The following is an 18,540-nucleotide window of genomic DNA, read 5'->3' as shown; positions in this document are numbered from 1 at the left end:
GCTTCAAGGCGGCCGCAGTTGATGCCGGGCTGTCCAACGTATCGCCCCACGTGCTGCGCCACACGGCAGCGGTCCACATGGCCGAGGCGGGCATCCCGATGGACGAGATCGCCTAGTATCTCGGGCATTCGGATTCGCGGATCACGGCGTCCACCTACGCGCGCTGCAGTCCGGACCACATCCGCAAAGCCGCCAGTGCATTGGAGTTCGGCTGACACTCAGGTTCAATGAACCTAGGAGCACTGTCTTAAGAACAACAAAGGCGCCCGAAGGCGCCTTGTTTACATGGTCGGAGTGAGAGGATTCGAACCTCCGGACCCTGCCTCCCGAAGGCGAGTGCCGGGGGTGAAAGCACACAAAATAAGGGCTTCTGGGATCAGTATCTGGGTTTCAATGGCAGTCAGTTCCTGAATAACGTTGCGGTTTCATTGCGGACACGCCGCGCTTCAGTCTAAACAAACACCATCAAGCAGGCGCCGCGTCTTCGGTCGCTTCCTGCATATGGGATGGTGTGATCCGCGGCGAGGAATGGCTCGATGTTTCCGGCCCCGTGAATGATGGTCGCTCCAGGGTAAGTGAAGTCCTAGAAAAACCATACGGATGCGAAGGGGATGGGTTCTGGTGCCGGCACGTCTCGGTGCTTGGAACCTCCCATATCTCTGCCTAACCTGCTTTTGCGTTGGTTGTCGTCGGCGTTGTTTCGACCGATCGTTCTTCTTCTCTCCATTCCGGCAGACCGCCTTCCAGTCGCCGCGCGTTGAGTCCATGCCTGCGTAAGGCGGTGACGGCCTGGTGGGCATAGATGCAGTAGGGGCCGCGACAATAGGCGACGATCTCGACATCGGGCGCGAGCGTGGGGAAGATCTGCTCCAGTTCCGCCACTGTCGCGTTCAGCGCGCCAGGAATATGGCCGTTGGCGTATTCGTCTGGGGGGCGGACATCGAGAACGGTGACTGATCCTTCATTGATGCGTGCGGAAAGCTCGTCGCGGCTCACGGGCTCGGGCGCGTCCTCGCCATCGGAAAGACCCCGCAGGATGCGCTCAACCTCCGCGAGGTTTCGTTCTGCCACCACGCGCAGCAGGTCCATCAGCGTCAGCGTCTTTGCATCTGTTAGCCGATAGATCACCGCCTTGCCGTCGCGGCGGCTGGTCGCCAGACCGGCGCGACGGAGCTGTTGCAGGTGCTGTGAGCAGTTGGCGACGGTGAGGCCGGTCTTCTCCGCCAAGACCTCGACCCCGCGCTCGCCCTGGGCGAGCTGCTCGAGGATCATCAGCCGCGCTGGCGCGGACAGGGCGCGCGCGACGAGCGCGTATTCTTCGAGGAGGGCGGTCTTGGGGCTGCTTGACATGTGGCGGCTCCAGAAGTTACATCATTCAAGTGATCGATTGAATGATAGTGCGTCTAGCGCGCCCTGCAACCCCGAAACCTTCCCACTCGAAGAGAACGACGATGGCGGAGACTATCTTGCAGCCGAACCGACAATCCGTCTCGCTGCCTTTCTGGGCGTTCTGGTGGTCATGGCGCTGTGGGAGCTGGCCGCGCCGCGCCGCCGTCGCGACATCCCGCGTGTGATCCGCTGGACCAACAACATTGCGCTCGTGGTGCTCGACACCTTGATCCTGCGGCTGAGCTTTCCGATCCTGACGGTGGGACTTGCGGTCATGGCCGAAGAGCGGGGCTGGGGCCTGTTCAACAATGTCGACCTGCCCACCTGGGTCGTGGTCATCGCCTCGATGCTGGTGCTCGATCTGGCGATCTATCTCCAGCATGTGATGTTCCACGCGGTGCCGGCGCTCTGGCGGTTGCACCGTATGCACCACGCCGATCTCGACTTCGATGCGACCACGGGGCTGCGGTTCCATCCGGTGGAAATCCTGATCTCGATGGGCATCAAGCTGGCGGTTGTCGCGGCGCTCGGCCCACCCGCCGTAGCGGTGTTGCTGTTCGAGGTTCTTCTGAACGCCACCGCGCTGTTCAATCACGCCAATATCGACTTGCCACGCCCCATCGACCGGGTGCTGCGCTTGATCGTGGTGACGCCGGACATGCACCGGGTGCATCATTCCGTTGATCCCAGCGAGACCAACAGCAATTTCGGCTTCAACCTGCCGTGGTGGGACCGGCTGCTGAGCACCTATGTCGCCCTGCCGGCAAAGGGTCATGACGGGATGACGATCGGGATCGAACAGTTTCGCACGCGCCGCGATCTCTGGATCGACCGGATGCTCGTCCAACCCCTGCGCGGCCCCGCTTGCGGTGGCGCGCTGGAGGCTGGAAAGGACGCAGAATGAGCTATGCACTCGGTATCCGCGAGAACATACGGCAATTCCTGGAGCAGCTTCTCCAGGTCTTCTTCGTCGGCCTGACCATCGGCCTGCAACGCACGGTGATCCCCGCTTTGGCGGAAACCGAGTTCGGCGTGGTTCAGGGCTCTATGACGGCGATCTTCGCGTTCATCGTGTCCTTCGGAGTGGTGAAGGGGGCGATGAATTTCGTCTCGGGCCGGATCTCGGAGCGCGTCGGGCGCCGGCGCGTGCTGATCTGGGGATGGCTGGTGGCACTGCCCATTCCCTTCATGATCCTCTATGCCCCCTCCTGGGGCTGGATCGTGGCGGCGAACGTGCTCCTCGGCGTCAATCAGGGCTTCTGCTGGTCGATGACCGTCACCGCCAAGATGGACATCGTGAAGGGATCGCAGCGTGGACTTGCGACCGGGTTCAACGAATTCGCGGGCTATGGCGGCGTGGCGCTTGCAGGGCTGGTGACCGGTTATCTGGCGAGCTATTTCGACCCCCGGCTCAGCCTGTTCCTCTTCGGCCTCGTGATCATCCTGCTGGCGCTGGCGGCCGGGATGCTCGCCTTTACGGAGACGCTGCCCTGGGCGAGGGCGGAGGCCGCGCGGCACAAGGCGGGCGAAACCATCGGGCCGCTCCCGCGCTATGTCGACGGTCCGGACAATCCGTCCTCGGGCCAGATCTTTGCCCTGGTGACCTGGCGCAATCCCACCTTCATGGCTCTGGCGCAGGCCGGCAGCGTCGAGAAATTCGTCGATGCGCTGATGTGGGCGCTGGTTCCGGTCTTCATGGTGTCCAAGGGCGCCAGCCTGATCGAAATCGGCTGGATTACCGGCATCTACGGGTTCGTGTGGGGCGGCAGCCAGCTCTGGACCGGGCCGCTGTCGGACCTGTTCGGGCGCAAGTGGCCGACAGTCGCGGGCTTCTTCCTCTGTGCCGGCGGTGTGCTGGCCTTTCCCTTCCTCGCCTCGGTTGCCGCATGGGCTGTTGCGGCGGCGGTGACCGGCATCGGCATGGCGTTGCTCTACCCGACACTGATCGCGGCGATGGGTGACATCGCGCACCCATCCTGGCGGGGCTCGGCGCTTGGTGTCTATCGCTTCTGGCGGGATCTCGGTTATGCGATCGGCGCGCTGGCCATGGGGCTGATCGCCGACGCCTCGGGCTTGCTGGAGGCCGGGTTCTGGTTCACCGGGATCGCCATGGCGGGATCGGGCTTGTGGCTGATCCTGGCGATGGCGGAAACCCATCCCCGCCTCAATCCCGCATCTGACCTGGAGACGACCCATGCGTGACACACTGACCACCGGCCTCGGATGGGGCGCCGTCCTGCTCGGGGGAGCCTCGCTTCTGCTGTTTGCCGTGTCGGTCTGGGGTTTTCGTCTGGACGACTGGCCCTGGCTTCAGGCCTATCGCATGGCGCTGTGGGGCGCATGGGCAGCCATCGCCGGTGTTCTGGTTGCACTGGCGGGAGGAGCCGTCTGGCTGCGCCGCCGGCAGCGCGGCGGCATGATTGTGGTTCTGGGGCTGCTCCTGTCGCTGCCCGTCGCCAGTCTGGGACTGGCCTTCGAAATTGCCTCCCGGACCACGCCGTCGATCAACGACATTTCCACCGATACCGAGGATCCGCCTGTCTTCTGGTTCACCGCGACGCCCTCCGATTATCCCCGCGCAAACGCAGAACCGCAGCGCGTGGCCTATCCCGATGTGCGCCTGCTCGACCTCGACCTGTCCTTTGATGACGCTTTCGGTCTTGCCCTGACGCTGGTCGAGGATCGCGGTTGGGAGGTGCTCTCGGCCGACCCTGCCGAGGCCCAGATCGAAGCGATCGCCACGAGCCGCCTTTACGGCTTCGAGGACGAGGTGGCGATCCGGGTCACCGAGACCGACTCTGGCGCGCGCATCGACATGCGCTCACGCTCGCGCATCGGCCAGATCGATCGCGGCGCCAATGCCCGGCGCATCAGGGCCTTTCTGTCGGACCTGAACGCCTTGGTCGAAAGCGCAAATCGTCCCTAAAGGAGAAAATTTCTATGATCTTGAAAAATATGGTCGCCGCCGCGGCAGTGACGTTCAGCTTCGCGATGACTCCGGCGTCTGCCCAGGACGCGGCCATCGACGCCATGCAGGAATACATGATGTTCTCGGAATATGAGGCCGGCATCATCCTGCCCCAACAGATCGACCAGACCGTGTTCGAGACCGCGCTCTTCGTCGACACCCGCGACGCGGGCCAGTTCGAGGAAGGCACGATCCCTGGCGCCGTTAACATCGAATGGCGCGAAGTGCTCGACCGGATCGACGAGATCCCCGAGGACCGCATGACCATCCTCTTTTGCAACACCGGCAGCCTGTCGGCGCAGGCCACCTTTGCTCTGCGTGTCGCGGGCAGGTCGAACGTGACCGTCCTCCAGACCGGCTTCACCGGCTGGCAGCGGGACGCGGCCTACAAGCCCTGAGGGAGCGATCCCGCCCGCCAAGAGCGGCTGCCTTCGCCGCAGTAGACCTAAGAGCGATCAAGGCGCAGGTTTCGGCGTCTGCGCTTACGTTAGGACCGACGCCAACGCCGGTTCTAGTCAGAGTGCTCCTTGACCGACTTGGAGGATCACGTCACAGCACCCGGTCGATAGACGTCTGGGCGCGCCCAGGGGCCGCCTTGCGCGTCGTGCACCGCTCCTTTTCCACTTTAGATGCTAGTGCGAGCCGCAGAGCGTTTCAGCCGGTCAGGAAGGAAGTTCGACCAGTGCCCATGCCCCGGAGGTGCACCGGTTTCGCCACTACCTCGAATGAGGATGCGCAGCGAAACTGCGACGGGGCATGGCGCCGGTCACGCATCCCCGCCGCTGTCAGCGCCGGTCACCCGGAGAGAGGTGCGCGATCATCCGCTACGAGTTTTACAGTCAGGCCGCGTCGATTGCGGCCTTCAGCATGTCGCGCACCTGTCCGGCCACGTCCGACAACTCGATATTGTCGATTGCCGTCATCGAGGCGACAGGGTCGATCGCGCTCACCTCGGTGCCGCCTTCGATCTCGCGCAGGATCACGTTGCAGGGTAGCATCGCGCCGACGCGCGGCTCCAGGCCGATGGCTTCATAAGCCATCTCCGGGTTGCAGGCGCCCAGAATGCGATACGGGGCGATGTCGACGTCGATCTTCTTCTTCATCGTGGCCTGCACGTCGATCTCGGTCAGAACGCCGAACCCGGCGTCGCCCAAGGCCTCGCGCACACGCTTTTCAGCGTCATCGATCCTCATGCCTGCGAGCGTGCGATCATACGTATAGCTCATATTTTTCTCCTGTTGTGGCACCTATGGGTGGTCGGTTTGGAAGCGAAAATCGCGCGCCCTTGATCAATTGTCTTTCATCATGCCGTCATTTTCTTTCATCGGCATATTGCCGCTTCCCGGACCCATTCCGCTGCCCTGGCGCATCCCGTCGCCCGACATCATCATGCCGCGGCGCCGCTCCATCATCTTCTCGCGCATCTGCTGCATGCGCTCGATACGGTTCGCCGGCGCCGTCATTTCATCGTCTGTTACCTGCCCGTCTCCATCGGCATCGAGATGCTGGAACCGGTCCACCATCACCTCGCGGATCATCGCGGTGTGCAGCGTTTCGAACTCGGCAATCGACAATGTGCCATCGCCGTCCGCGTCGTATTCCGACAGCTTGGCGGAGAGCGCGCTCCGGGCTTCCGCGCCGGTCAACTCACCATCGCCGTCCTGATCGAGCTGGGCCATCATGCCACCGCCCATGCGGCCCATCATGCCTCCCTGCAACGGCCCCATCATGCCGGAGCCCATCATTTGCCCATGCATTTGCATCATGCCGCTGCCCATTTGATCCATCATGCCGCCCGACATCATGCCTTTGCCCTGCATGGCCATGCCTGGCCCGCTGCAACCGCCGGCGGCCGGGCCGCGATCGCCGTGGCCGTGGGCGAGGGCCGCACCAGAGGTCGCGAGGCCGAGGAGCGTGGCGAGTGTTACTATTCCGGTCATTCTGAGGGTCATTTTCGTCTCTCCTGAGTTGAAGCTACCAGATCATCTGTTCACTCAAGCGCAGCGCGCAAGAACCGCCAGCCAGGATCATGTAACGTGATGTCACAAGGCTGGGACCTGATACATCTCGTTACAAATGACGGTCTGACCTTCGTCCTAAAGCGGGTTATGAATGAGGCCATGCCGGACACGCCGCATATCCTGATCGTGGACGATCACCGGTCGATCCGTGACGCGGTGTCGCGATACCTCGAGAGAAACGGGATGCGCGCGACCGCGGCGCGGGATGCTCATGACATGGACGCAAAACTGGCCGCGGGGCATTACGACCTGATCGTGCTGGACGTGATGATGCCCGGCGAGGACGGGTTGTCGGTCTGCCGCCGCCTGTCGCGTGATCAGGCGATCCCCATCCTCATGCTGACCGCCCTCGGCGAGGAAACCGATCGCATCGTCGGGTTGGAAATCGGTGCCGACGACTACCTCGCCAAGCCGTTCAACCCCCGCGAACTGCTGGCGCGGATCAAGGCGATCCTGCGTCGGGTGGAGCGGTTCGAACCGCCGGCGGGCACCCTTGCCGGCAAGATGGTGCGCTTCGCCCATTGGAGCCTGAACACCGATCGCCGCGTCCTGATCGATGGGGCCGGGGAGGAGACGGGTCTCACCACCGCCGAGTTTCGGCTGCTGACGGTCCTCCTGGAGCGCGCGCGAATGGTGCTGAACAGGGACCAGCTCATGGATCTCACGGCAGGCCGGGCGGGCTCCCCGCTCGACCGGACGATCGACAACCAGATCAGCCGCTTGCGTCGCAAGGTTGAACGGGATCCCGCCAAGCCGCAGATCATCACGACGATCCATGGCGGAGGCTACAGCCTCTCCGCGGACGTCACCGAGGTGACGTGATGTGGTGGCGTCCTCGCCACCTGCGCACGCAGTTGATCCTGCTGATCGTCGCCGTCCTCGTGCTCGCCCAAGCCGTGAGCTTGTGGATCCTGATCGGTGAGCGCAACCTCGCGGTGCGGGCCGCGCTCGGCTTCGAGGCCGTTGGACGTGCCGCCAACATCGTGCGGCTCCTGGAGGAGGCGCCAGAGGATCTGCATCCGGCGATCCTGCGTGCCGCCGACTCTCCCCTTGTCCGGTTCTCCATGGCTCCTGTGCCGTCGGTAGACCACACAGCGCATGACGACGATCGCGGGCTGGTGGAGGCTCGTCTGCGCTCGCTCCTTGATGACGATACAAGCCGGGAAATCCGTGTCGAGTTGCACGACGTCGAGGGCCGCATTCTGCCATTGCCGAACCTCTCGCCGGACATGGCCGAGATCCACAGGAGAATGATGCAGGGGGAGCTGTCGACGATCGAGCTGAACCTGTCGATCGCGCTCAAGACCGGCCAATGGCTCAATGTCGGAACCCGGTTCTCGCGCCCGGCCCTGCAATGGCCGCTGGTCTCGGTGCTCAGTTTCGGCACGACGGCGGGCCTGCTGTTGATCGCGGTCTCATGGTTCCTGTTGACGCGCCTGATCGGGCCTCTGCACCGTCTCTCCATGGTCGCGGACAGCTTTGGCCGCGGTGAGGAAACGTTACCCTTGCCCGTGACCGGGCCGCACGAACTGCGTGAGCTGACCGAGGCCTTCAACCGGATGCAGGGCCGGCTAAGCCGTCTGATCGCCGATCGCACGCGCGTGCTGGGCGCCCTCGGGCACGATCTGCGCTCGCCTCTGACGGCGATGCGCGTGCGTGTCGAACTGGTCGAGGAGGAAGAGACCCGTGAGACCCTGACCGCGGATATCGAGGAGATGCAGGAGATGGTGGACGCGACCCTCGCCTTCGCGCGTGGGATCTCGGAAATCGAGCAGCCCGAGACGATGGAGGTGGGGGAGTTCCTGCTGCAACTGAGCAAGGACATGCTGGATGCCTTCGAGATCGACGAGGGTGAGGAAATTCATTTTCGGGTCCGGCCACGAAGTCTGCGCCGCGCACTGCGCAACGTCATCGAGAATGCCCTGCGCTATGGCGGCTCGGCGCGTGTGTCCTGGAGCGCGGATACCACCTCCGTTCTCATCCATGTCGAGGATGACGGCCCTGGCATCCCGGAAAGTGCGATGGAGGAGGTGTTCGAGCCGTTCTTCAGGATGGAGAAGTCCCGCTCGCGCGACACCGGCGGGCACGGCCTGGGCCTGTCGATCGCGCGCACGATCCTGCGGGGCCAGGGCGGGGACATCACCCTGGAGAACCGCGAGAGTGGTGGGCTGTCAGCCACGATTTCGGTCCCGAGAGATCCGGAGAAAGATGAAAGGAGAAAATCATGACACCACGCACAATTCTGATCGCTGCGGCGGGAATGACCACAGTTGCGACTCGCGGTCTTGCCCAGACATCTGAGGGTTATGGCCACATGATGTGGGGCGGCGGCTACGGCCTGGGAGGCGCCTTGATGATGCTGGTCTTCTGGGGGCTCATTATCGCGCTCATCGTGTTCGTGGTCCGGTGGCTGACCGTCAATGACCGCACATCCGCCCGCCGCGACGGCTCTCTGGCGATCCTGCGCGAGCGCTTCGCCAAGGGCGAGATCGACGAAGAGGAGTTCGAGCGGCGCAAACGGGCGCTCGGCAGCGACTAAAGCAGTGGAACACGATCGTAGTCGCAGGGGGCGGCCGCCTCCAAGGCGCCCTTTATCCCCCCCGGCGACTGTTGCCTGCAACGATCCTCTCGAAGGAGGAGAACATGACCCCGCATTCCGGGAACCATCGCGACCACAACGCGCCCAAGGGCTCCGATAAATCGACCGATCCGGTCTGTGGCATGCAGGTCGAGATGAGCGACAAAGCATTGGCGCGCGAATATGGTGGAGAGACCTTTTTCTTCTGTTCCGAGGATTGTCGCGAGACGTTCGACAAGGATCCGTGGTTCTACGCCTCCGACCGTTCGGAGAAGACGCGCCAGGCCGTTCAGCCCGGCACGCAATGGACCTGTCCGATGCACCCTGAAATCGTCCGCGACGAACCCGGGAGCTGCCCGATCTGCGGCATGGCCCTGGAGCCGATGGTTCCCTCGGATGAGACGAGCGGGGAACTGGTGGATTTCACGCGCCGGATGTGGATCAGCGCCGCGGCGGCCGTGCCGCTGGTGATCCTCACGATGGGGGAGCTTGTGGGGCTGCCGGTCCGCGACTGGCTCGGCCATCGCATTGCAACCTACCTGGAATTCCTGCTTGCCACGCCGATTGTCCTCTGGGCGGGGCAGCCGTTTTTCCGACGCGGCCTGGAATCGCTCCGCAGTCTGTCGCCCAACATGTGGACGCTGATCTCGCTCGGCGTCGGGGCGGCCTATGTCTATTCGCTTTTCGCCACTTTCGCGCCCGGCGTGTTCCCGGCGCAATACCGGATGGGGGACGGGGTCGGCACCTACTTCGAAGCCGCGGTCGTCATCATCACGCTTGTCTTCGTTGGCCAGGTGCTCGAATTGCGTGCCCGCGAGCGCACCGGCGATGCGATCCGTGCGCTGATGGACCTGGCCCCGAAGACAGCCCGGCGCATTCTGCCTGATGGCACGGAATACGACGCGCCATTGGAGAATGTCGTCGAAGGCGACCTGCTCCGTGTCCGACCCGGTGACAGTGTCCCGGTGGACGGCGAGGTTGCCGAAGGTCACAGCTCGGTCGACGAAAGCATGATCACGGGCGAACCCGTTCCGGTCGAGAAGACCGAGGGGGACCGCGTCACCGGCGGAACGATAAACAAGAACGGCACGCTCGCCATCCGCGCGACGCAGGTTGGCGCCGACACTGTGCTGGCGCAGATCGTGGAGATGGTCGCGGGTGCCCGCCGGTCGCGCGCGCCGATACAGGGGCTGGCCGACCGGGTGTCGTCGATTTTCGTGCCGACCGTCGTCGCGGCCGCTGTCGTGGCGTTCCTGTCCTGGCTCGCTGTCGGTCCTGACCCGGCTCTGGCATATGCCATCGCCGCGGCGGTGTCGGTCCTCATCATCGCCTGCCCTTGTGCGCTCGGCCTGGCCACTCCGATTTCGATCACCACCGCCGCCGGCCGCGGCGCACAGGCCGGCGTGCTCATCAAGGACGCCGAGGCGCTGGAGCGCATGGGCCGGGTGGATACGGTGATCGTCGACAAGACGGGCACGCTGACCGAGGGTCAGCCGAAACTGACAGACGTGGTGGCACTGCAAGGTTATGACGAGGATGAGGTTTTGTCTCTCGCTGCCGCGTTGGAGCGTGGGTCTGAGCATCCTCTGGCAGAGGCGATCGTTGACGGCGCCAAAAGCCGAGGAGTTAAGCCCGACCGGGCCCAGGATTTCGATGCGATCACCGGCAAGGGCGTGCGCGGCATGGTGGACGGGCGGCTTGTCGCGCTCGGTAACCGGGCGATGATGGGCGAGGTTGGAATCGACTCCGATATGGCCGACGAGGCCGCCGATGTCCTGAGAGCAGAGGGAAAGACTGCGATGTATGTCGCCATCGACAACCAGCTCGCCGGGCTTGTGGCCGTCGCCGACCCGATCAAGAAAAGCACAGCGGGCGCTATTCGCGATCTTCACGCGCTCGGGCTGACCATCATCATGGCGACAGGAGACAACCAGCGCACCGCCGAGGCCGTGGCGCGCGAGCTTGGCATCGACGAGGTCCGCGCCGGGGTGCTGCCCGAAGACAAGAAAAAGCTGATCGATGAGCTCCGTGCCAAGGGCGCACGTGTCGCAATGGCGGGCGACGGCGTGAACGATGCGCCGGCGCTCGCCGCGGCCGATGTGGGTATCGCGATGAGCACTGGCGCTGACGTCGCCGTGGAAAGCGCGGGGATCACGCTGATGCGCGGTGATCTTGTGGGACTTGTGCGAGCGCGGAAGCTCGCCAAGGCAACGCTGCGGAACATCAAGCAGAACCTTTTCTTCGCCTTCGCCTACAACGCCGCCGGGGTGCCGATCGCGGCCGGCGTGCTCTACCCGGTCGTGGGGCTTCTGCTCTCGCCGATGATTGCGGCAGCGGCGATGAGTCTTTCTTCGGTTTCTGTCATTTCGAATGCGCTGCGGCTTCGGCGCGTCGACCTCTGATCGAACAGGAGGCCCTGCATGGCCCAAATGCATCATTCCCACATGCCGTCCAGCGGTCGCGGAATGGCCATCTCCGCCTGGCTCACGGGTATCTATTTCGTCATCGAGATGGGCATCGGCCTCTGGACCGGGTCGATCGCGGTCATTTCGGATGCGTTTCACACCTTTTCCGCCGTGGGCGGCGTGCTCGTGGCGATCGTCGCCGCGCGGCTGGCCCGACGGCCGGCCGACGAAGGGCGCAGTTTCGGTTGGTATCGCGCCGAGATCATCGGCGCGCTGGTGAATGGCGGGTTCCTCCTGGGCATGGCCATCGTTGTGATCGTGATGGCGGCGATGCGGTTGGCGGACCCCATCGAACTGCCGACCGGCCCATGTTGCTGGCCGCCGCCGGTGGGCTGCTCACGGAGTTCATATCTCTGGGGTTGATCTGGAAGCAGAGCCGGAGCGACCTAAACGTCCGCGGCGCGCTCTGGCACATCATCCAGACCTTCGTGGGCAGCCTTCTCATCATCGTAACCGCACTGGTGATCAGGTTTAGCGGCTTCCTGCTGATCGACCCGCTCCTCGGCATGGTCTTTGGCATTGTCCTGCTCTGGGCCAGCCTGGGCATTCTCAAGGAGTCGGCGCACCTGCTGATGGAGGGGACCCCACCCGAGGTCAGTCTCTCTGACGTTGCCCGTGCGCTCGAAGAGCTCGACGGCGTCCTGGACGTGCACCACATTCATGCCTGGGCGCTGACCAGCGGGAAACATGTCTTTTCGGGTCATCTGCGTGCCCGGGATGATGCGGATCCCCAGGCGGTGTTGAAAGCAGCCCACAGCCTGTTGCGCGAGCGCTTCGGCTTTTTCTTCGTCACCCTGCAGGTCGAGGATCGCTGCCTGGACGAAAGCGGCGCGGAATCGATCGACGTAACGCGCCGGGACAGATGGGCGCCGGGGGCGACGTGACCCGGACGCCGCTCAGATGGCGGATTGATGACCGAGACGCGGCTATTACGCTCAACTCCTAGCGACTTTTATCCATGTGGTCATGCCGGCGGCAGCATGCGCCAGCATGTGACAATGAAACAGCCAGTCGCCGGGATTGTCCGCCACGAAGGCGATCTCACGCGTCTCGCCCCGCTGCACCAGCAGCGTATCGCGCAGCGGTCCGAGACTGTCGCTATCCTTCATGACTTCACGGAAATGCATCCCGTGCAGGTGCATCGCGTGGGGAAAAACGGTGTCGTTGACGATTCGGATGCGCAGGGTCTCCCCCAGGGCAGCCTCGGCCAGCGGCGCGTCGGTCCGGCCGACAGTGCCGTTGAAGGCCCAGAACTGTCCCCGCTCGGCCAGGTCGCGGAACGCCAGGCGCTTGCCCCCGTAGGTCGCGGCCTGCAGCCGCCCCATGGCGCCGCCCTCCATGGCAAGAGTAACCGTCCTGACGCCTTTCACGCCCGGCACGGCCTGGCGCGGGTTGGGCGGCAGCGGCATGGGGGCCGGGCGCCTTTGGGACGAGGCGCTGCCGGTGATGTCCCAGGCCACCTGCGACCACCATTTTCCGTTATCGTCCATCTGCGCGAGATGGGCGGTCTCCTCGTCCGCCGCAGTGACGTCCACGATCAGGTCCATGCGCTGCGCCGGGGCCAGCCGCAGCGCGCCCTGCGCCGCTACGGGGTGCTCCAGCGGCATCCCGTCCAGCGCCATGATCCAGCCCTCGAGACCGACCAGCGACAGCGCGAGAATGCGCGCATTGGCGGCGTTGATCAGCCGCAGGCGCAGGCGTTCGTTGCGCCGGGCCGCGCGTTTCAGGTCGAACTTGCCGTTGGTGGTGAGGATGTTGCCCATGCGCCCGGCATGGCTCAGGTCGTGCCACGCCCCGAAATCGCCGGAGATCTGCGCTGTTTCATGGTCGAGCCGCCAGTCGTCCAGAACGAAAATGTCCTCCCGGTCGATCTCGGGCGCATCCGCCTCCTCGACGATGAGCGCGCCATAGAGGCCCCGCGCCACCTGCTCGTAGGAGTTGGTATGCGCGTGATACCAGAAGGTGCCCGCATCCGGCAGGTCGAAGGCGTAGTCGAAGGTCTCCCCCGGCGCGACCGGCGCCTGCGTGAGCCCGGCCACCCCATCCATCGCGTTGTCGATGCGGATGCCGTGCCAATGCACCGAGGTCGGCACCGGCAGCTCGTTCACCAGGCGTCGTTGCAGCCGCGCGCCCTGCCGGGCGCGGAGAAGCGGGCCGGGGGCTTGGCCCTCGAAGCCCCAGATGTCCGTCTCGGGATACCCCTCGGGCGCGATTTGCAGCTTGCTCGGCCGCGCGACGAGGGTGCGGGGGGCCGCTTCGCTCCGCGACGGCAGCGCCAGCGCGGCGGCGGCTCCGAGAAGCAGGCCCCGGCGGTGGATTTTCATGGATGTGTCCCGGCTCATGTCATTCGATCCCGTTGGCGCGCTGCAATTCGCGGACATAGCGCGTGATTGATTTCACCTCGGCGCCGGTCAGCCCGTCCTGTGGCGGCATGCTCCCGAAGCGCCAGTGATGCGCGCGCACGCCGTTGCGCACCGCCAGCAGGAAGGCCGCTTCGGCATGATGCGACGGTTCGTAGATCTTGTGAACCAGCGGCGGTCCCATGCCGTTGCGCCCGGCGGCGTTTTCCCCGTGGCAGGCGGCGCAGACGGTGTCGAAGGCCCTCTTGCCCATCTGCGCCTGTCCCGAAAGCTCCTCGGGCAGTGCGACCTTGACCATCGACGCGCCCTCGGGCGGCGACTCGACGGTTCGCGGGCCGGTGGTGCCGGAGGTGTCGTCCGGCTTCATCGCGAAATAGGCCGCCGTGGACAGCATGGCGAGGGCCAGGACAGAAGCGAGTATCTTGTTCATTTTCTTGTCTTTCCAGTCTTGGGCGGCGTGAAGCCGCCGATCTTCCGTCATTTGAGGTGCGGCACCGGGTCAGTCATCCCCGGCGTTCATCAGGTAGGCGGCCATCTCCCGCCGGTCTTCGGGGGTGAGCCAGGCGGTGCCCTGCTGCACCACCTCGCCCATGCCGCCGCCCAGCACGTCGCCGTCGGGTGCGACGCCGGATTTCAGCGCGAAGGCGAGGCTGTCCACCGTCCAGCCGTTGCGGGCCAGTGCGGCGGGCGTGATATCCGGGGCGGACTTGCCGCCGGGCAGGTCGTTGCTGCCGGCGAGCCGGGCCTCCATGCGCCGCCCTCCGAGCAGGTTGCGGTCGGTATGGCAGGCACCGCAATGGGCCAGCCCGTTGACCAGCCACTGGCCGCGGTTCCACGCCTCCGTTTTGTCGGGCCGCGGCGCCGTCGGCGGGGCGGTCAGGAAGGCCGCGCGCCAGAGCTTGAGCCCGAAACGCTGGTTGACCGGGAACGGCACCTCGCTGTCCGGTTCGGGCTCGGCCACCGGCGGCACGGTCTGGAACGCGGCCCAGAGGTCGGCGATGTCCTGGTCGCTCAGATCGCCGTAAAAGGCATAGGGAAAGGCGGGGTAATAGGGATCGCCCCCGGGCGAGATCCCCTGGCGCACCGCCTTGGCGAAATCCGCGATATCCCAGGCGCCGATGCCGTGGGCCGGATCGGTGGTCAGGTTGGGCGGCACGAAGGTGCCGAAGCCCGAGGCGATGGGCGCGCCCGCCGACAGTGGCGCGCGCCCCGACGATGCCGGGTCGGAATGGCAAGCGATGCAGCCCCCCGCCCGCGCCAGGTAGGCACCCCGCTCGACATTGCCTTCCAGTTCGGCCAGCTCCACCGGCCAGCCCACCGGCCAGACGGCGAGGGCGGCACTGCCCGCCGCGATCAATCCGATCGCAGCGAACCCGAGTCTCAAGACCGCGGCCATGATCAGTCTTCGTCCTTGCGGAACCGGTCATGGCAGGCGGCGCAGACCTGGGTGGTCATTGCGAAGGCGCCGTCGGCGGGCATCTGTCCGATCTGCTCGGCGCTCATCCGCATCGCGCCGCCGGCATTGCCCATCATCATGCCGCTGCCCATCGCGGAGCCGCCGCCCATCATGGACCCGCCGCCCATCATCGTGCCGCTGTCCATCATCCCTCCGGCGCCGTGCAGGCCGTTACCGGCGGCCCGGGACAGGCCGTCGGCCATCACACCGAGCGTTGCGGCCAAGTTGTCGAAGCGGTCCCAGTTCTGCCAGATCGCCGGCAGCGCCTCGGAGGGGGCCTCCGTCGAGCCCGCGGGGAAATCCTCGGTCAACGCCGCGCCGGAATGGTGGCGGAAGGTGTCGGCGGCGCGGCGCACGGCCTCCGTGTCATAGGCGGCGGCGCCCGACATCATCGGGGCCACGGATTTCACCGCCTCCTGCATTTCCTTCATGGCGGTCATGCGGTCCTTGACGACGCCGGTGGCGCCGGAATGGGCCAGCGCGGCAACGCCGAGCAGCGACGCCAGCGCGGCGCCGGTCACGGTCTTTCGGGGTGTCATAATGCTCTCCTGTGTCTGATCCGGTTCCCGACCCGAAGGTCACGACAGGATCAGGCGCGCGGAGGCGGCGGGTCGGCGGCCAGCGACAGGGAGCGGCCGGGCCGTGCTTTTAAGGGGTGTTGAACCGCCAGGAAGGCGGGATAATGCGCCAACTCGGCCAGGACCAGGGGCAGCACCTGTGCGTGGCAGGAATGTCCGGCATCACAACGTTCGGCCGGACCCTGGCGAGCGGCTTCGCTGTCTTGGGCGACGACATCGGCCGTCGGGTCCATATGCATCCCGTGCGCCTGGGCCGGGGCGGACCACAACGCGAAAAGGCCGATCACTACGGCGATGATGATGACTGCAAGTGACTTCACGCTGCCTGGATATCTGCCTGTTCCTGCCGCCAGTGTCGTGATCCGGGCGAAACTGTCAACTCCTGCAGCTGTAGGTGTCGGCAATCCTGACCGCGCCGCGCCCGCTCATCGCGAATATCAGTCACCGGCGTGCGGGAGCGTTTCGGCCGTTGAGGGCGCCCAGGTCACGTATTGAGCTTTGGGTGCTGTCCCCCTCCCGTCATCACATAAGCTGGAGCGAGCCAGTGAACGCCTCAGCCAGCTTGAGAGACGTTATGTGCACAGGAGAAGGGGCGGATGATGCAGGCATCCGCAATGCCGGTCGAACTGATAGCCCAGACGCAACCGCCTACTTCGCTACTTCGCGTGAGACCTTGGAGGAAGTCGACCGCTCCTACAGCCCGGACGCGCTGAAGAACGCAGCCGGGATCATGAATTGGAAAATATGATACGCCTCCGCGCCGCCCGCTTCCTTGGTAACAGGAACGAAATGGACACAGCCGACGCACGAAACGTTGCGAATATCGTTGCGGCCAATGATTGAGACACGAAAAAGGCGCCCGAAGGCGCCTTGTTTATATGGTCGGAGTGAGAGGATTCGAACCTCCGGCCCCTGCCTCCCGAAGATCGGTGCGGTGCGCCAAGCTATTGATTTATGGTCAAAGGAGCGCTGTTTTTCGAACGGTATTTCCAACCAAACCAGCCAAGTTCGGGTTCGACAGGTTCATCGAACCAAAGAGCCCTGTCTACACAGGGCACGCTATGGCATTGCAGCATTGTATCTGTGCCCATGTTCTACAGTCTTGAGTTTTGTTGAACATACCCGCTCTTCCCGCCACGCATCCCCAATCAGGGCGTCGCTATAGCGAAGATGTGCAGCGCGTGCTGCGTCACATCTGAGAGGCTAACGATGACCAAGAAACCGTTTGAAGATACCCGCCTGGCGAAATACGTGGAGCGCCGCGTGCTGGAGTTGAAGCCGAAGAAATCACAGCTCCAGATCGCCAATGAGGCCGGTTACCCGAACCCGAACATGGTCACGATGGTCAAGAACGGCGCCAGCAAGCTGGCCCTCGACCGCGTGCCGTCGATGGCCAAGGCGCTGGATTGCGACCCGGCCTTTTTGATGCGCCTGGCGCTGGAGCAGGCCGTGGGTGACCTCGCGGCTCAGGCCATCATCGAGATCTTCGGCTCCCCGGTCACCGCCAACGAGCTTGGCTGGCTGGAGGCAATCCGGGAGGCCTCCGACAACAGTGATCCGCGTCTCACCAGCCGGTCGCGCGCGGCGATCATGTCGATCTTCGGGAAGTGAGGAGGAGATGGGCAACAGCGAGGAGCGAGAGGAACTGCGGCTGACCGATAACGAACGCGCCTGGGTGCGTTTCCTGCGCGACCTTAGCCTCGACCGTGATCCCGCGCCTACACTGCGGCGTGTGCAGCTCCTGCGTCGCATCTGCGCGCCGCGGCGGGAGTAGGTGACCTGCAGCCGGGGCTGGCGGCGAGGAATGGCTGACTCGCTGCGCCTCGCCGGATCCCTGGCTGATGTTTCCATAGGGTTGACAGAGGTTTACGTGAGCAAAACTGTCGGAAACCTTTGGGGCTCGAAATGGGGTCGTATGACACCAAATTCGGCCTCAGAGGTTTACGCTATGTTTACATAAAGTTGACGAATCCGACCCGAAAAACCGTTTTTTCGAATGCCGATGTAAACACTGGTGGCGGCGCACCCAGCAAAATAAGGCGGTTCGGGCGCAACCGGGTGTGCTCAGAGCGCTGCGGATCGCACTCAGCGACGAGCGCAGCGCGCCTGCCCTACGCCTGCGCGCGGTCGGCTTCGATGCGGTCAAGCACCTGCTGCTCTGTCGGATCGAAAGCCGACCGCCGAGCTTGATCTGGCAAGCTATCCCTATCTGCCGCGCGCGAATGTGGAAACGACCTCGGCCGCCAGCTACATGGCGCTGATGTCGGAGGCGGCGGAATGATCGAGGCCCCGAAGATCCTGCTTGCCCATCATCTCAAGACGCTGAAGCTGCCGACCTTCCTGCGGGAACACGAGAAGCTGGCCCGCCAATGCGCCACCGAGGGGCTGGATCATGTCCAATTCCTCGCCCGCCTGGTTGAGCTCGAGCTGATCGATCGCGAACAGCGGATGGTGGAGCGCCGCATCAAGGCCGCGAAGTTCCCAGCGACAAGGAGCCTCGACAGCTTCGACTTCAAGCCGATCCCCAAGCTGAACAAGATGCAGGTGCTGGAACGCGCCCGCTGCGAATGGATCGATCGGCGCGAGAACGTCATCGCCCTCGGGCCGAGCGGCACCGGCAAGATCCACATTGCCTTGGGGCTAGGTGTTCAGTCCCGGCATTTGGTGGATCGGATTTAGGATGAAACGATCTGGGTCTGATGTCCAGATTTTACAGATGTATTCG

At 64.4% G+C, this 18,540-nt stretch carries 20 protein-coding genes and 2 pseudogenes; 14 read left to right on the top strand and 8 right to left on the bottom strand.

All coding sequences use genetic code 11. The annotated features are described in order from the left end of the window. The coding region (locus E1832_RS23050; protein ID WP_280960193.1) for a tyrosine-type recombinase/integrase at positions 1–116 on the top strand (116 nt) is incomplete at its 5' end. A gap of 547 nt (positions 117–663) precedes the next feature. On the opposite strand, the gene E1832_RS01025 is transcribed toward E1832_RS23050, so the two are convergent. After that, a complete protein-coding gene (locus tag E1832_RS01025) occupies positions 664–1,350 on the bottom strand; it encodes an ArsR/SmtB family transcription factor (protein ID WP_133357902.1) in 687 nt (228 codons plus the stop codon). Between the two features lie 37 nt (positions 1,351–1,387). On the opposite strand from E1832_RS01025, the gene E1832_RS01020 reads away from it, so the two are divergent. The 4 genes from E1832_RS01020 to E1832_RS01005 are packed head-to-tail and all read left to right on the top strand — an operon-like array spanning position 1,388 to position 4,755. Further along, entirely contained in the window at positions 1,388–2,293 is a 906-nt protein-coding gene (locus E1832_RS01020) for a sterol desaturase family protein (RefSeq protein WP_245513735.1), read from the top strand. Next, positions 2,290–3,591 (top strand): MFS transporter, encoded by a 1,302-nt coding sequence (locus E1832_RS01015; protein ID WP_133357901.1) that lies wholly within the window; start codon positions 2,290–2,292, stop codon positions 3,589–3,591. The genes E1832_RS01020 and E1832_RS01015 overlap by 4 nt, the downstream gene beginning before the upstream one ends. Next, positions 3,584–4,315 (top strand): DUF1499 domain-containing protein, encoded by a 732-nt coding sequence (locus E1832_RS01010; protein ID WP_133357900.1) that lies wholly within the window; start codon positions 3,584–3,586, stop codon positions 4,313–4,315. The genes E1832_RS01015 and E1832_RS01010 overlap by 8 nt, the downstream gene beginning before the upstream one ends. Positions 4,316–4,329: 14 nt before the next feature. After that, positions 4,330–4,755, top strand: coding sequence for a rhodanese-like domain-containing protein (locus tag E1832_RS01005; RefSeq protein ID WP_133357899.1), 426 nt, complete (start codon positions 4,330–4,332; stop codon positions 4,753–4,755). Between the two features lie 441 nt (positions 4,756–5,196). Here the strand turns inward: E1832_RS01005 and E1832_RS01000 are convergent, their stop codons facing one another. Both E1832_RS01000 and E1832_RS00995 read right to left on the bottom strand, forming a co-directional pair. Further along, on the bottom strand, positions 5,197–5,583 hold the full coding sequence (locus tag E1832_RS01000) for a DUF302 domain-containing protein (RefSeq protein ID WP_133357898.1): 387 nt from the start codon (positions 5,581–5,583) through the stop codon (positions 5,197–5,199). Positions 5,584–5,646: 63 nt separating this feature from the next. After that, a complete protein-coding gene (locus E1832_RS00995; RefSeq protein WP_245513733.1) occupies positions 5,647–6,309 on the bottom strand; it encodes an EF-hand domain-containing protein in 663 nt (220 codons plus the stop codon). A gap of 168 nt (positions 6,310–6,477) precedes the next feature. Here E1832_RS00995 and E1832_RS00990 point away from each other — a divergent pair, with 168 nt between their 5' ends. The 6 genes from E1832_RS00990 to E1832_RS23170 all read left to right on the top strand — a co-directional run bounded on the left by E1832_RS00990 (position 6,478) and on the right by E1832_RS23170 (position 12,305). After that, positions 6,478–7,200: a response regulator gene (locus E1832_RS00990; protein ID WP_133357904.1), complete on the top strand. Its 723-nt coding sequence runs from the start codon at positions 6,478–6,480 to the stop codon at positions 7,198–7,200. A 32-nt stretch (positions 7,201–7,232) separates the two neighbouring features. Then, complete coding sequence (locus tag E1832_RS00985; protein ID WP_245513731.1) at positions 7,233–8,606, top strand: ATP-binding protein; 1,374 nt, start codon at positions 7,233–7,235, stop codon at positions 8,604–8,606. Next, a complete protein-coding gene (locus E1832_RS00980; RefSeq protein WP_245513729.1) occupies positions 8,603–8,917 on the top strand; it encodes an SHOCT domain-containing protein in 315 nt (104 codons plus the stop codon). Before E1832_RS00985 ends, E1832_RS00980 begins: the two co-directional genes overlap by 4 nt. 104 nt (positions 8,918–9,021) lie before the next feature. After that, on the top strand, positions 9,022–11,358 hold the full coding sequence (locus E1832_RS00975; RefSeq protein ID WP_133357896.1) for a heavy metal translocating P-type ATPase: 2,337 nt from the start codon (positions 9,022–9,024) through the stop codon (positions 11,356–11,358). A gap of 18 nt (positions 11,359–11,376) precedes the next feature. Further along, complete coding sequence (locus E1832_RS23175; RefSeq protein WP_342635555.1) at positions 11,377–11,784, top strand: cation diffusion facilitator family transporter; 408 nt, start codon at positions 11,377–11,379, stop codon at positions 11,782–11,784. Further along, positions 11,730–12,305 (top strand): cation diffusion facilitator family transporter, encoded by a 576-nt coding sequence (locus E1832_RS23170; protein WP_342635554.1) that lies wholly within the window; start codon positions 11,730–11,732, stop codon positions 12,303–12,305. Before E1832_RS23175 ends, E1832_RS23170 begins: the two co-directional genes overlap by 55 nt. A 51-nt stretch (positions 12,306–12,356) precedes the next feature. Here E1832_RS23170 and E1832_RS00965 read toward each other — a convergent pair whose 3' ends face one another. The 5 genes from E1832_RS00965 to E1832_RS00945 all read right to left on the bottom strand — a co-directional run bounded on the left by E1832_RS00965 (position 12,357) and on the right by E1832_RS00945 (position 16,135). Further along, positions 12,357–13,745, bottom strand: coding sequence for a multicopper oxidase family protein (locus E1832_RS00965; protein ID WP_133357895.1), 1,389 nt, complete (start codon positions 13,743–13,745; stop codon positions 12,357–12,359). Between the two features lie 19 nt (positions 13,746–13,764). Continuing rightward, on the bottom strand, positions 13,765–14,211 hold the full coding sequence (locus tag E1832_RS00960; RefSeq protein WP_133357894.1) for a c-type cytochrome: 447 nt from the start codon (positions 14,209–14,211) through the stop codon (positions 13,765–13,767). A 69-nt stretch (positions 14,212–14,280) separates the two neighbouring features. Continuing rightward, the gene (locus tag E1832_RS00955; protein ID WP_133357893.1) at positions 14,281–15,177 is read right to left on the bottom strand and encodes a c-type cytochrome; all 897 of its coding nucleotides are present in this window, start codon (positions 15,175–15,177) and stop codon (positions 14,281–14,283) included. Between the two features lie 2 nt (positions 15,178–15,179). Then, complete coding sequence (locus E1832_RS00950) at positions 15,180–15,776, bottom strand: c-type cytochrome (RefSeq protein WP_133357892.1); 597 nt, start codon at positions 15,774–15,776, stop codon at positions 15,180–15,182. 50 nt (positions 15,777–15,826) lie between these two features. Then, positions 15,827–16,135, bottom strand: coding sequence for a hypothetical protein (locus tag E1832_RS00945; RefSeq protein ID WP_133357891.1), 309 nt, complete (start codon positions 16,133–16,135; stop codon positions 15,827–15,829). Positions 16,136–17,024: 889 nt separating this feature from the next. Here E1832_RS00945 and E1832_RS00940 point away from each other — a divergent pair. The 3 genes and pseudogenes from E1832_RS00940 to E1832_RS00930 all read left to right on the top strand — a co-directional run. Beyond that, a complete protein-coding gene (locus E1832_RS00940; protein WP_133357890.1) occupies positions 17,025–17,426 on the top strand; it encodes an XRE family transcriptional regulator in 402 nt (133 codons plus the stop codon). A 449-nt stretch (positions 17,427–17,875) separates the two neighbouring features. Then, a pseudogene (locus E1832_RS22790) lies at positions 17,876–18,096 on the top strand (IS21 family transposase); the annotation flags it as partial. Then, positions 18,093–18,464 (top strand): annotated as a pseudogene (locus tag E1832_RS00930) (ATP-binding protein); the annotation flags it as partial. The pseudogenes E1832_RS22790 and E1832_RS00930, both read left to right, overlap by 4 nt. Positions 18,465–18,540: the final 76 nt, after the last annotated feature.

The organism is Antarcticimicrobium luteum (assembly GCF_004358185.1).
Taxonomy (GTDB): domain Bacteria; phylum Pseudomonadota; class Alphaproteobacteria; order Rhodobacterales; family Rhodobacteraceae; genus Antarcticimicrobium; species Antarcticimicrobium luteum.
Note: the sequence above shows the minus strand (reverse complement) of the source record. Positions and strands in the feature narration are given on the sequence as shown.